This is a genomic window from Pseudomonas sp. 05N36, assembly GCF_056397385.1.
Map to the genome: position 1 here is coordinate 1 of NZ_JBFTNH010000008.1, position 12819 is coordinate 12819.

Annotated in this window: 13 protein-coding genes and 2 pseudogenes; 7 read left to right on the forward strand and 8 right to left on the reverse strand. The window is 56.9% G+C overall.

The genetic code is table 11. The features are described from left to right. The 4 genes and pseudogenes from AC1DIH_RS12580 to AC1DIH_RS12595 all read left to right on the forward strand — a co-directional run. A pseudogene (locus AC1DIH_RS12580) lies at window positions 1-134 on the forward strand (IS110 family transposase); the annotation flags it as partial. A 172-nt stretch (window positions 135-306) separates the two neighbouring features. Continuing rightward, window positions 307-2322 carry a ribonucleoside triphosphate reductase gene (locus tag AC1DIH_RS12585; RefSeq protein ID WP_477771900.1) on the forward strand — a complete coding sequence of 672 codons (2016 nt, stop codon included), beginning with the start codon at window positions 307-309 and terminating at the stop codon, window positions 2320-2322. Window positions 2323-2354: 32 nt separating this feature from the next. Then, window positions 2355-2522: an anaerobic ribonucleoside-triphosphate reductase gene (nrdD, locus tag AC1DIH_RS12590; RefSeq protein WP_054596881.1), complete on the forward strand. Its 168-nt coding sequence runs from the start codon at window positions 2355-2357 to the stop codon at window positions 2520-2522. Further along, on the forward strand, window positions 2519-3214 hold the full coding sequence (locus AC1DIH_RS12595; protein WP_477771901.1) for an anaerobic ribonucleoside-triphosphate reductase activating protein: 696 nt from the start codon (window positions 2519-2521) through the stop codon (window positions 3212-3214). The genes nrdD and AC1DIH_RS12595 overlap by 4 nt, the downstream gene beginning before the upstream one ends. Window positions 3215-3230: 16 nt before the next feature. Here the strand turns inward: AC1DIH_RS12595 and AC1DIH_RS12600 are convergent, their stop codons facing one another. The 4 genes from AC1DIH_RS12600 to AC1DIH_RS12615 are packed head-to-tail and all read right to left on the reverse strand — an operon-like array spanning window position 3231 to window position 6332. Next, entirely contained in the window at window positions 3231-4610 is a 1380-nt protein-coding gene (locus AC1DIH_RS12600) for a 4Fe-4S binding protein (RefSeq protein ID WP_477766089.1), read from the reverse strand. Continuing rightward, window positions 4598-5452 (reverse strand): FTR1 family iron permease, encoded by an 855-nt coding sequence (locus AC1DIH_RS12605; protein WP_477771902.1) that lies wholly within the window; start codon window positions 5450-5452, stop codon window positions 4598-4600. The genes AC1DIH_RS12600 and AC1DIH_RS12605 overlap by 13 nt, the downstream gene beginning before the upstream one ends. 22 nt (window positions 5453-5474) lie before the next feature. Then, a complete protein-coding gene (locus AC1DIH_RS12610; RefSeq protein WP_477771903.1) occupies window positions 5475-5807 on the reverse strand; it encodes a cupredoxin domain-containing protein in 333 nt (110 codons plus the stop codon). After that, window positions 5808-6332: an iron transporter gene (locus tag AC1DIH_RS12615; RefSeq protein WP_054596886.1), complete on the reverse strand. Its 525-nt coding sequence runs from the start codon at window positions 6330-6332 to the stop codon at window positions 5808-5810. A gap of 262 nt (window positions 6333-6594) precedes the next feature. On the opposite strand from AC1DIH_RS12615, the gene AC1DIH_RS12620 reads away from it, so the two are divergent. From AC1DIH_RS12620 to AC1DIH_RS12630, 3 genes and pseudogenes are all read left to right on the forward strand, one after another. Beyond that, on the forward strand, window positions 6595-6807 hold the full coding sequence (locus tag AC1DIH_RS12620; protein ID WP_477766086.1) for a DUF3079 domain-containing protein: 213 nt from the start codon (window positions 6595-6597) through the stop codon (window positions 6805-6807). Window positions 6808-6995: 188 nt separating this feature from the next. Continuing rightward, a pseudogene (locus AC1DIH_RS12625) lies at window positions 6996-7358 on the forward strand (tyrosine-type recombinase/integrase); the annotation flags it as partial. Window positions 7359-7623: 265 nt separating this feature from the next. Next, a complete protein-coding gene (locus AC1DIH_RS12630) occupies window positions 7624-8835 on the forward strand; it encodes an alginate lyase family protein (RefSeq protein WP_477771904.1) in 1212 nt (403 codons plus the stop codon). A gap of 122 nt (window positions 8836-8957) precedes the next feature. Here AC1DIH_RS12630 and AC1DIH_RS12635 read toward each other — a convergent pair whose 3' ends face one another. From AC1DIH_RS12635 to AC1DIH_RS12650, 4 genes are all read right to left on the reverse strand, one after another. Then, window positions 8958-9419, reverse strand: coding sequence for a DUF411 domain-containing protein (locus AC1DIH_RS12635; RefSeq protein ID WP_477771905.1), 462 nt, complete (start codon window positions 9417-9419; stop codon window positions 8958-8960). A 102-nt stretch (window positions 9420-9521) separates the two neighbouring features. Beyond that, a complete protein-coding gene (locus tag AC1DIH_RS12640; protein WP_477771906.1) occupies window positions 9522-10421 on the reverse strand; it encodes a copper resistance protein B in 900 nt (299 codons plus the stop codon). Between the two features lie 12 nt (window positions 10422-10433). Continuing rightward, window positions 10434-12284: a copper resistance system multicopper oxidase gene (locus AC1DIH_RS12645; protein WP_477771907.1), complete on the reverse strand. Its 1851-nt coding sequence runs from the start codon at window positions 12282-12284 to the stop codon at window positions 10434-10436. Window positions 12285-12447: 163 nt separating this feature from the next. Continuing rightward, the gene (locus tag AC1DIH_RS12650) at window positions 12448-12654 is read right to left on the reverse strand and encodes a co-regulatory protein PtrA N-terminal domain-containing protein (RefSeq protein ID WP_477771908.1); all 207 of its coding nucleotides are present in this window, start codon (window positions 12652-12654) and stop codon (window positions 12448-12450) included. Window positions 12655-12819 lie beyond the last annotated feature (165 nt).

Sequence of the window (12819 nt, forward strand, 5' to 3'; positions counted from 1 at the left end):
TGGCCAGAGGTTTCAAGAAGACTCAGGCCCTGGTAATCCTTGCCCGCAAACTCGCCCGGGTGGCGTTCGCCCTGATGAAAAACCAGAGCGAATACCGACCGAATCGACCGCTGCAGGGTTGTCCTGCAACATAGAATCTCCCACATTGGGTCCTCGCTTGCCACTGGATCTATGTCGTCATCGGGTTTTTTTTTCACCGGCAAATCTTGACGTTGGTCAATTGCAGAACAGCGCTTTGTCCGTAGTCTTCACTGCATGTTGTGTTTGTTTGTCTGCAAACATCTATATGTAGTATCTGGAGGCCAAATGCAGAGCACGCTGATCTCAGTTGGATGTAACCGCTTGCACAAGCGCGATGGCAGTCTGGTTGCCTTCGATGCCGACAAGATCCGTCAGGCATTGATCGCTGCCGGCAAGGCAACCGGGGAGTACACCGACGTTGAAGCCGAAGGCTTGCTCGAAGCGGTACTCGCCCGATTGGAAAGGCAGCCAAGGCTGCATGTCGAGCAGATCCAGGATCGTGTTGAGCGGGTGCTGATGGACGCCGGTTTTTTCCTCGCCATGCGTGCTTACATCGTTTATCGCGAACAGCACGGGCGTTTGCGTCGCGACCGCCGGACCCTGGTCGAAGTGGCGACGTCGATGAACGAGTACCTGGACCGTGAAGACTGGCGGGTCCAGGCCAACGCCAATCAGGGCTACTCACTGGGCGGGCTGGTGTTGAACGTGTCGGGCAAGGTCACCGCCAACTACTGGCTGGACGAGGTGTACAGCGAGGCGATCGGCCACGCTCATCGAGAGGCGGATTTGCATGTACATGACCTGGACATGCTGGCCGGTTACTGCGCTGGCTGGTCGCTGCGCACCTTGTTGCACGAGGGCCTTAATGGTGTGCCCGGACGTGTTGAAGCCGGGCCGCCGAAGCACTTGAGCAGTGCCCTGGGGCAAATGGTGAATTTCCTCGGCACCCTGCAAAACGAATGGGCCGGCGCCCAGGCCTTCAGCTCGTTCGATACCTACCTGGCGCCGTATGTGCGCAAGGACCAACTGAGCTATCCGCAGGTTCGCCAGGCGATCCAGGAGTTCATCTACAACCTCAATGTGCCGTCACGCTGGGGCACCCAGACGCCGTTCACCAACCTGACCTTCGACTGGGTGTGCCCGCAGGATCTGCGCGAGCAGATACCCGTCATCGGCGGGGAGGAAATGCCGTTTGCCTACGGCGACCTGCAAGTCGAAATGGATGTGCTCAACCGCGCCTACATCGAGGTGATGCAGGCTGGCGATGCGAAAGGGCGAGTGTTCACCTTTCCGATTCCGACCTACAACATCACCCATGACTTTCCATGGGACAGTGAAAACGCCGACCGTCTGTTCGAGATGACGGCGCGTTACGGTTTGCCTTACTTCCAGAACTTCCTCAATTCGGATCTGCAGCCCAATCAAGTGCGTTCGATGTGCTGCCGGTTGCAGCTGGATGTGCGCGAGTTGCTCAAGCGCGGCGGTGGCTTGTTTGGCTCGGCGGAACAGACCGGATCGCTCGGCGTAGTGACCATTAACTGTGCGCGTCTGGGCTATGTGTTCAAGGGTGATACCAGCGGTTTGCTGAAACGGCTGGACACGCTGATGGAGCTGGCGATGGAGAGCCTGGAGGTCAAGCGCAAGGTCATTCAGCATCATATGGACGCCGGTTTGTACCCTTACACCAAGCGCTACCTGGGCACCTTGCGCAACCATTTTTCCACCATCGGTCTCAACGGCCTGCATGAAATGCTGCGTAATTTCACCGGTGATAAGGAGGGTATGCACACCGAGCAGGGCCGCCAGTTTGCCTTGAAACTGCTGGACCATGTGCGCGCTACCTTGCTGCGTTTTCAGGAAGAAACCGGTCATCTCTACAACCTGGAAGCGACACCGGCCGAAGGCACTACCTATCGCTTCGCCAAGGAAGACCTCAAGCGCTACCCCGACATTCTCCAGGCCGGCACGACGCAAGCGCCGTATTACACCAACTCTTCGCAACTGCCGGTGGGCTACACCGACGATCCCTTCGAAGCCCTGGAACTGCAAGACGAACTGCAATGCAAATACACCGGTGGCACGGTCTTGCATCTGTACATGGCCGAGCGGATTTCCTCGACCCAGGCCTGCAAGCAACTAGTGCGCAAAGCCCTTGGGCGTTTCCGCCTGCCGTACCTGACCGTGACCCCGACGTTCTCCATCTGCCCGGTGCACGGCTACCTCGATGGCGAGCATGAGTTCTGCCCCAAGTGCGACGAAGTTCTGCTGCTGCAAGAGCAGAAAATCGGCACTGTTCATTGATTTCTATCCCCTCAACCGCAAGGAGCTTCACCATGACTGCATCGCAACCACTGCCTCAGGCTCAACGTCAACGCTGCGAAGTCTGGACCCGCGTGATGGGCTATCATCGTCCTGTGTCAGCGTTCAATCCGGGTAAACAGTCGGAGCACCGCGAGCGGGTGCACTTTACTGAAAGCGCGGCGCTGGTCGGGCGCCAATGAGTCGAACGCTTCGGGTTGGGGGCATGGTGCCCCTGACCACTATCGACTATCCGGGACAGCTCGCCTGTGTGTTGTTTTGCCAGGGTTGCGCCTGGCGTTGTCGTTATTGTCATAACCCGCAGCTGATTCCCCCTCGTGGCAGTGAGGAAGTGGATTGGCGGCGGGTGTTGGCGTTTCTGCAACGTCGTCAGGACCTGCTCGATGCCGTGGTGTTCAGCGGCGGTGAGCCGACGCTGCAGGACGGCTTGCTCGGTGCCATGGATGAAGTGCGGGAAATGGGATTTCGCATTGGCTTGCACAGCGCTGGCATCAAGCCTGCCGCCTTCGCCAAGGCACTGACCGGTGCTGATTGGGTCGGCTTCGATATCAAGGCATTGCCCGAGGATTGCCAGGCCATCACCCGGGTCGAGGGCAGTGGAACGGCAAACTGGCGCAGCCTTGAGTATCTGTTGGCCAGTGGTGTGGACTACGAATGTCGCACCACCGTGCATTGGCATCTGTTCGAGCCGGCGCGTCTGCTGATCCTGGCCAAACGCTTGAATGCACTTGGCGTCAAACGCTTCGCCGTGCAACTGGTTCGCACCGAGCGGATGTTCGATCCGCTGTTGCCGAGCGTTTCGGCACAAGCCTTGCTGCCAGAGTTGTGGGGGGCCATGCGCGAGTTGTTCCCAGTCTTCGTGCTACGGGGGTAACGGGGCCTGGGGGAACTCAAGCCCAGCCCCAGAACTGCAACCACCAGCCAAACCCGATCAGGCCGTTGGCGAGTAACAGGCAAACGCCCCCCGACCCGCGCCGAACCAGGGAAATATCTTCGTGTTTCAGCCGTTTCCAACCCAGCAGCAGGCTCCACCCCATGGCGGCCAATAACAGACAGGCCCTGGCGGGTTGTACCCACTCCAGCAGCAGACCTTCATAACGCAGTAATTTGACGGTGGTGGCCGACAGCCCGAGAAACAGTCCGGCACCCCCCAGAGGCGTGAGTGTCAGCGCCAGAGGCCAATACAGTGCGCGATCTCGCGCCAGTCGGGCCGTCAGCCGCAGAAGCAGCATCAACGCTGCGCCGAGCATGATCGAACTCAAACTCAAGTAAGCGACGATGCTGAAGCCGTCGAGCCAACTGAAGCTGTCGTTGAGTTGTGGGTAATGGGTGAGCAACCACCAGGGGGCATTGTCCTGCAGGGCCCAGAGCTGGTTGTGTTCGACCAGCCACTGGGCCAGGTGTTGTTTGAGGGCGATAAACCACGGGCTGACCGTCCACTGAAACGCGCCCATAGCCAAGCCGATCACGCCGAACAGCAGCAAGCGTGTATCCCAAGGGGACAGCGTCTGCGCGGTTGCGTGAAGAATCTCCTGATTGCTGGAGCGGGCGATCAGTTGAACGGCACCGCGTTGCCCGCTGCAGCGTCCGCAGGCGTGGCAATCACTGGCGCCTTGCAGGCGGCGGATATCGAGCAGGGGAGCGCAGTTGGGCGGCGGCAGGCGTGGTGCGGCATTCTCTATCCAGCGTTGTTCATCGACCTGAAAATGCATAGGGGCCAGCCGGGCGAGCAGGGCGAAGACGCCGCTGACCGGGCACAGGTAACGGCACCAGACCCGTTTGCCCCGGGCGAACAACAACCCAACGATGACCGCAGCAACGGTCGAGCCACCCAGAATCAACAGCGCGGCCTGGGCGTAGTCATAAACGCTGATCAACTGGCCGTAGAGGGTTGTCAGGCAGAACGCCAATGTGGGCCAGCCGCCCCAGCGCACCCAACGCGGCACACCCAGGCCTTTTCCGTAATGGCTGGCCCACTCGCTGAGCGAACCTTCCGGGCACAGAACGCCACACCAAAGTCGACCGAAGAACACCATCGACAGCAACACGAACGGCCACCAGATCCCCCAGAATAGAAACTGCGCGAGCAAGGTCAGGTGGTCGAGTATCCGCGCCTGGCTGTCCGGTAGCGGCAATAGCGCCGGGGTCACCAACAGCACTGCGTAAACCAGTACGACAGCCCACTGCACGGCTCGAATGACGGACGCATGGCGACGCATCCCGTCACCCAGGCGCTGGAGCCATTGATTGTGGCGGCTCAGGTCGGGCATGGCAGGTTGTCCGCAGTCTGTTGCCGTAGCCAGCCGCCGACGACCAGCCAGTAACCGACCCACACCAACAAGGTCAAGCCACTGGGGGTTGCCCGATAACCAGCAAAACTGGCCAGAAAGCCACCCAATCCATGGCTGTCGTTCAACAGTGTGCTGCTGTCCCAAAGCGCCTCGCCAACGATGCTGTACACCTGCTCTGGAAAATCGAGGACGAGCAGTTGGCCGCCGATTCGCTCGGTGCTGCTGACCAGCAACGCCGCGCCGAGCATGAGCAGGACGACTTCGCTGATGGCAAAGAATCGCTGCCATGAAATGAACCGGCGACTGCTGTGTAGCAGGGCAAGGGTGAGTGCCGACAGCACCAGCCCCATGACGCCACCGACCGCAAACAAACCGAGTTGCGGGCCTCGCAAGCGGGCGCCAGCACCATAGAGAAATACTACGGTTTCGCTGCCTTCGCGGCCGACGGCGAGCATGGCCAGCAGCAACAGCCCCAAGCCGCCTCGCCGGGCCAGATGGCTATCGGCATGTCGTCGCAAGTCAAATTTCAGCGTGCGCCCGTTGCGATGCATCCAGCCAACCATTTGCACCATCAACAGGCTGGCAATCAACGCCAGTGCTGCCTGGAACCATTCACTGGCTGAACCGCTCATGGCCTCACCGGCAAACAGAATCAGCACCGCCAGCAGGCCCGAAAGCATCAATCCCAGCATCACACCGGCCCACAGATATTTGACCAGGCGATTGCCTGGACCTTGTTGGCTGGTCCAGGCCTGGAGAATGCCGATCACCAGCAGCGCCTCGACGCTTTCGCGCCAGACGATGAACATTGATTGATTCATGGAAACTCCGTGCAGGTGCGGGTTATTTCGCGAGAATGCCGCCCTCGGGCAGTTGTGGATTGAACTCGTCGAAAAAGGGGTAGTGGCCGGGCCTGAGCGGGTGAATCACGACGAAGGTCGTCACGCCCGGCGACAGTACTTTTTCAACCCGCAACGGCGTGCTCTCGAACTCGGCCGGCCCCTGACCGCTATTTTTCAGGACGATCTTGAAGCGCTGTCCGGCCGGAACCTCGAGTAAGGCAGGGGAGAAGTGGCCATCGCGCAGGATCAGTTCGTAGCTCGGCAAATCGGCATGGACGGTCAACGGCACAACGGTTCCGGCCACCATCAGCCAGGCAAGCGGCAGGCGCTTCATTCAATAGCCACCTTTCTTACCGATGCCGGCGTAGATGAACTCGTAGTGCAGTTCGCAGCGTTCGAACCAGGGCGCTACACCGGTTTCCTTATCGGTATGACGCCCGAGGGAACCGTGACCGGTGGGGGGGAGCACGGTGAAGGTCAGCCGATATTTGCCCGGTCCCAGCAGCTTCACATTGTCGCCATAGTGCGGGCCGTCATTGGCGACCATGGCATGGAAGTCGCCCTTGATTTCGTCCGGGTTACCCGCTCTGCTCAAGTTGAACGAGACATTGAGGTAAGGCACGAAACTACCTTCCTGAAAGCCCTGTCGATTGTCCGCGGTGGCCCGAATGTCGGCTTCCAGGTGAACATCGGAATCGACAGTCGCCCGCATCATGCCCGCCGGGGCCATCTCGATGGGTTGCAGATACACCGCCCCGACTTCCAGTCCCTGACACAGCTGGGGTACCCCGATCGGGTACTCCTTCGCGTGAGCCAGCGGTACGAGCAAGAGCAGGGCGAGTGAGAGGTGGGTACGCATAAAGTCTTCCTGGGCACTAACGAGTAGGAACCCGAGTCTAGGAAGCTTTTCTGCAAACAATAATGATTATTATCAAGTTTCGAGCACTTAAACCGATCGCTTGTCACGCTGACGAAAGCGCTGGGCCCGCTCGACGCTGTGGGTCATCTGTGCCGCCGYATGAACGGACAGTCGCTCGATGTTGATTCTTGATATCGATCAAGGATGGCTTTGCACAAAGGCTGTAGGTTGCAAAAACGTCTCTCAATGATTGGAGATCGACATGGCCAAGAACTTCCCCGTCAACCCCAAGCACCCCGAGCGGATCTGTTGGGGATGCGACCGGTATTGTCCAGCCAAGTCCCTGGCGTGCGGCAATGGCTCCGACCGTACGATGCATCCGGCCGAGCTGTTCGGGGAAGATTGGCATCTGCCTGGCGACTGGGGTATCGAGTCCCTCATCGTCACAGACAAGACAGGGAATGAAGGCATCTAGCGCAAGCCCGGAATGGTCGTGCATAACAGCAGTCTTCCTCGCATGGAGAACCTTCAAGGCAGTCACACTGAAGCTGGGACGCCAAACCTCGCTTTCTCAGATTGATCGCATCTTTGCCAAAGACGTTTTGTCTTTGCTGGGTCCTCTACCCATCGCCGAGATTTCTCGTCAGCACTTGATCGAGGATTTTGGGTTTGCGCTTGCTGTTCCTCACGGGCGTGCGGACCGGCGAGTTGCGCTTGGCTGTACCTGAGCAGTTCGACTTGGTACGAGGAATTTGGACAATACCGGCCGTGATCGTTAAGCAACTGCAGGTACGGTTAAGAAAGGAGGGCAGTAAGATCCCGCCTTATGTGGTGCCGCTCTCGCGTCAGGCGATCGCGATCGTCCATGAGTTGTTGATACTTAGGCGTCCAGCTCAGCGCTACTTGCTCTCTCATCGCAGTGATCTATCAAAACGGATCAGCGAGAACACCCTTAATACGGCGATCAAGCGTATGGGCTACGAAAGGCAGCTCACAGTTCACGGAATTCGCGCAACGCTCACTACATACCGCTCCTTCAGCTCCCGACGTTTGGCAGATCTTCTCCGCCCATCAAGTAACCTAAGCCCATGCAACGCACTAAATGCGTACTCTGGATTTCTTCAGCTGCGGTTCAGGAAGCGGCGAATGGTGCCGCTTAACATCAGATGCCCGGCTGTCAAACGCTATCCGCCCCGGGCTGCACGAACTTGGCCGTTGAGCATCGCTGCATAGTTGTTCCACTACTGAACGTTATACCTGCAGTCCATGAATGGTTTACTTGAGGTGAGAAATGCGAGGTGGAGTGCTTAGCGTTGTGGGATTGCTTATCGGCCTATGCGTCGCAGACGTAGCCAATGCCGAAAACAAAAAATTCGTGCATCCGGGAATGTTAAGTACGGACGATGATTTTGCTCGCGCCAAGAGGCTTGTTGCCGCCAAAACATCTCCCGCGATCGACAGCTGGAATCTTCTGGGAAAAAGCCGGTATGCCGTCGCCAATTACACACCTGATGCAGTTGATAAGGTGGTGCGGGGCAACCCATCATGGGGCAAAGACAATTACGGCTTGCTGTACCGAGATGCTGCAGCTGCTTATCAGCTGGCAGTTCGCTGGAAAATCTCTGGAAATATCGACTACGCGAATGCCGCTATCAACGTTCTTGATGCTTGGGCAGGAACACTGACCGACGTTATAGGTACGAGCGATAAATACTTGGCGTCTGGTCTTTACGGTTATGAACTGGCCAATGCGGCAGAAATTATGAGGACTTATCCAGGGTGGAAAAAATTACCTAAATTTCAAGAGATGATGCTCAGGGTTTTCTACCCGATGAACCATGATTTCATCACAAAGCATAATGGATATGGAGACGCTGGACAGCATTATTGGGCAAATTGGGACTTGGCCAATCTTGCTTCGATGATGGCAATCGGCATCTTGACGGGCCGTCATGACATTTATAAAGAATCTGTGAATTATGTACTTCATGGAAAAGGAAATGGCGCATTCAACAATGCCATGTGGGCTGTTTATCCAGGCACTGGAAAGGAAGTTGGATTGGCTCAGGTGCAGGAAAGTGGACGTGATCAGGGGCACTCTACATTAGACATCGCGTTAATCGGGGTGATTTGCCAGATGGCGTGGAGCCAGGGCGATGACGTGTTTGGTTTTAATCACGATCTCGCATTAAAAGCCAGTGAGTATGTTGCCAAATACAATCTGCTTTATGATGTGCCATGGACAAATTACACCACCAGCGACGGCTCGATCCAAATTCAGATTTCTCCCACCAGCCGCGGCAGTACCCGTCCAATATGGAGCTTGATTTACAATCACTACGCCGGAATCAAACACCTGGAAGCCCCCTATACGAAAAAAATGATGGACAACTTTGGCCCTGAGGCGGGTGCCTACGGGGCTAACAGTGGAGGTTTTGACCAGTTGGGTTATGGATCACTGTTGTTCAATAACTACCAGGAAGTCGCAGCTGGAAGACACTGATTTTTTCAATAGTGGCGGCGCAGTTAATTGCTGCGCCGTTTCTGAGCACGTGAAGCAAACACGCGAGTTCGCGGATGGACGCAGTGGATTTGCCTTGACGGACGAAGGCAAGCCAACAGGCATCAGGTTCCCGGGTATTGCGCAATGATCTGATCGGTGCCCGCTTTAGTCAGTCCGACAATCTGATAAGCGTCGTGCTTTCCATCGACTTCCATCCCTGGCGAGCCTGCCGGCATACCGGGTGCAGCGATCCCGACCAGGTCATCGCGTTTGCTCATCGCGATTATTTGCTCAGCGGGTACATGACCCTCAACAAACTTCCCGTTGATCACCGCGGTGTGGCAAGACGAGAGTCGTGGAACAACACCAAGGTCCTGTTTAACCGCGCTCATGTTGGTTTCCAGATGATCAATGACGGTGAAACCGTTGGCCTCAAGGTGCTGAATCCACTGCTTGCAGCACCCGCAGTTTGCATCGCGATGAACATCGATGGTCAGGGCCTGAGCTGCGTGAGCAGTTGAACCAATGAACAGTGCCGCGAATGTCGCGATGCGTAATGCTCGCAGGCGGAAGTTACTTTGCATGGTTATTTTCCTTGGCCTCGGCAGCGGTGTGAACCTTCGGCGAAGCAACAGAATTACTGCATGGGCGTGCGTGATGGTGAGGGTATTGCTCAGGCAAATGCCTCAGAACCACATCCGGATACCGGCGACAAATAGAGCCTCATTGGTCTTTTGACCTTCGTCTTCGGCCAGGTCGGCGGTCTTGCCGTAGGAGCGATTCCAGGTCACCCCGATATAGGGGGCAAATTCACGGGCAATTTCATAGCGCAAACGCAAGCCTACTTCGGTATTCGCCAAGCCCGAGCCAATGCCGCGCTGGGGGTCGTTTTTCCCGTAGAGGTTCGCCTCGGCGGTCGGCTGCAAGATCAGGCGATTGGTGAGCAGAATGTCGTAGTCACCCTCGAACCGTGCGGCAGTCTGGCCGTTCTCGCCGATGTAAGCAGTCGCTTMGGTTTCGAAGTTGTAAAGGGCCATCCCCTGAATCCCAAGAGCCCCCCATGTCTGCGGTGATCCGGGTTTGAAGTCCTGGCGTACACCGGTGACGACATCCCACCATGGACCGATCGAGTGCCCCCAAAGCGCCTGGAGTTCGGCGTTCTCGGTTACGCCGTTGGTCCGTTCACCCTCCGAACGCAACCACAGGCGATCGACGTCTCCACCAATCCATCCCTTTGCATCCCAGCTCAGTGCACTGCCGTTGTCGGCATCCTGATATTCGAACTTATCAAGCAGGACGAAGGCGTTGAGTTTCTTGTCGTGGACGCCGTGACCAGCCACTGGTGGAAAGGCGGCTGCACGATCAGCGTCGGTCAATACGGGAATGGGGGTACGACTCGTGGTGGTCGCTCCTGAGTCCATACTCTCCATACCGCCCATGGTTCCCATCGAACCGTGAGCCATCTCTTCAGCGGCGTTGGCCACGACAAAGAAAGCAGGACTGACGGAGACCGCCAGTGCAATCAGGGCTGGGCGTAAAAGCTTGTTGGTCATGGTCTCAAACTGCCTTTCTGGATTTTTGCGCATAACCCGTCTCCGTTACTCATCAACCCGTACTTCACGGAACATGCCCATTTCCATATGGAATAGCAGGTGGCAGTGATACGCCCAGCGACCCAGGGCATCAGCGGTGACTCGGTAGCTGCGTTTGGTTCCGGGGGGCATGTCGATCGTGTGTTTGCGGACCATGAATTTGCCGTTCTCATCCTCAAGGTCACTCCACATGCCGTGGAGGTGGATGGGGTGAGTCATCATGGTGTCGTTTACCAGCGTGATGCGCAGACGCTCGCCATACTTGAGGCGCAACGGTTCGGCATCGGAGAACTTGATGCCGTTGAACGACCACGAGAATTTCTCCATGTGACCGGTCAGATGCAGCTCAATGGTGCGATTGGGTTCGCGGCCGTCAGGATCCTGGAAGGTACTTTTCAGGTCGGAATAGGTGAGCACGCGACGGCCATTGTTGCGTAAGCCAATGCCAGGATCGTTGAGCTTCGGCGTTGGGTTCATGGCTTGCATGTCAACCAAGGGGTTGTTGGTTTCGGAGGCCGGGTGAGTCTGCATTTCGCCACCCATGCCAGCCATACCCGACATATCACCATGGTCCATCCCGGCCATTTTGCTGTGATCCATGCCGGCCATGCTGGACATGTCACTGCTGTCCATGCCGGTCATGCCGCCCTGGTCCATGCCGGTCATATTGCTGTGGTCCATTCCGGTCATGCCAGACATGTCGCCGCCCATGCTGCCGTGATCCATGCCGGCCATACCGCCCATTCCCATGTCATCCATGGTCAAAAGAGGGCGGGGATCTATCGCCGGAACAGGCGCCTTCAACCCTTCACGTACCGCCAGGGTTCCGCGTGCATAACCGGTTCGATCCATGGATTGGGCGAAGATGGTGTAAGCCTCTTGGCTGGATGGCTCCACGATCACGTCATAGGTTTCAGCAGTGGCGATGCGGAATTCGTCGACGCTGACCGGGTTGACGTGTTGGCCGTCGGCAGCCACAACCGTCATTTTCAAACCCGGGATACGGACGTCGAAATAGCTCATGGCCGAGCCGTTGATGAAGCGCAGGCGCAGCTTCTCACCCGGTTTGAAAATGCCGGTCCAGTTGCCATTGGGGGCCTGGCCATTCATGAGATAGGTGTAAGTGTCCCCACTGACGTCTGCTAGATCGGTGGGGTTCATTTTCATTTCGGCCCACATCTTCCGATCGGCCACCGCCGCGGACCAGCCTTGCTTGCTGACATCTTCGATGAAGTCGCCAACGGTACGTTTGCGGTGGTTGTAGTAGTCCGATTGTTTCTTGAGCTTGGCCATGACACGACCAGGATCTTCATCGGTCCAGTCGGTCAGCATCACCACGTAATCGCGGTGGTATTGAAAAGGCTCGGGCTCTTTCGAGTCGATCACGATTGGACCGTAAACGCCTACCTGTTCCTGAAAACCCGAGTGGCTGTGGTACCAGTACGTACCGTTCTGATGAACCTTGAATGTGTACTCGTACATGCCATCCGGTGCGATGCCATGGAAACTCAAGCCAGGTACACCGTCCATGTTGGCCGGTAGGATGATCCCGTGCCAATGGATCGAAGTAGCCTGGTCCAGGCGGTTTTTCACCCGCAGCTTGACTGTTTCTCCTTCGCGCCAGCGCAGTAGAGGCCCGGGCAATGTGCCATTGATGGTCATGGCTGTGCGCGGCGAACCGGTGATGTTTACCGGTGTTTCACCAATAAACAGATCAAATTCGTTGCCGCTCAGTACGCTCGGCAGGCCCGGGCTGGTGACTGCCCATACCGGCGTGCGCCACAGGCCAAGGCCGCCAAGAATTCCACCCGCGGCCAGGCCTTTGACGAACGTCCGCCTAGAGGTTTTGGAGTGCATGCCGTTTATGTCCAATCAATCAAAAGGGGAGCGGTGCGAAACAACCCGTGAGTGGCTCATACAGGTTGAAGGCACTCTCTCGGGAGTTCGTATTAGTCCCGGATACGTTATTTGAACCAGCGCAGCGATTACATTTCTGTCAGCCAGGAATGCACCAGACCCTTCAGCAATTCTTGTGGTCCATCTCTTTGGTCTTGCTTTCTGCGACGGGAGGTTGGGCGCCTTGGGTTTGGGCTACTTGGTACGCTTGCATTGTGTTCTGTCTGGCAGCTTCCATGCGTTCGAATACGCGATCACTGCCGCCTTCGGCCATCGCCAGAGAAGAGGCAGTCAAGGTCGCGATGATCAGCAAGGTTTTGACAGATTTCATTTGGGTATCCTTGGATGAGTGTTGTTTACCCCTTTGAGTCCACATCAGGATGATGATTCTTGGGGTTGAGCGTTAGGCTCGATACAACTTTAAAACTCGCCCCCTGTCAGAAGCCTTAAGTCAGCATTACCGTTTTGTCAGGTTGCAACTTCCTTCTTGAACATA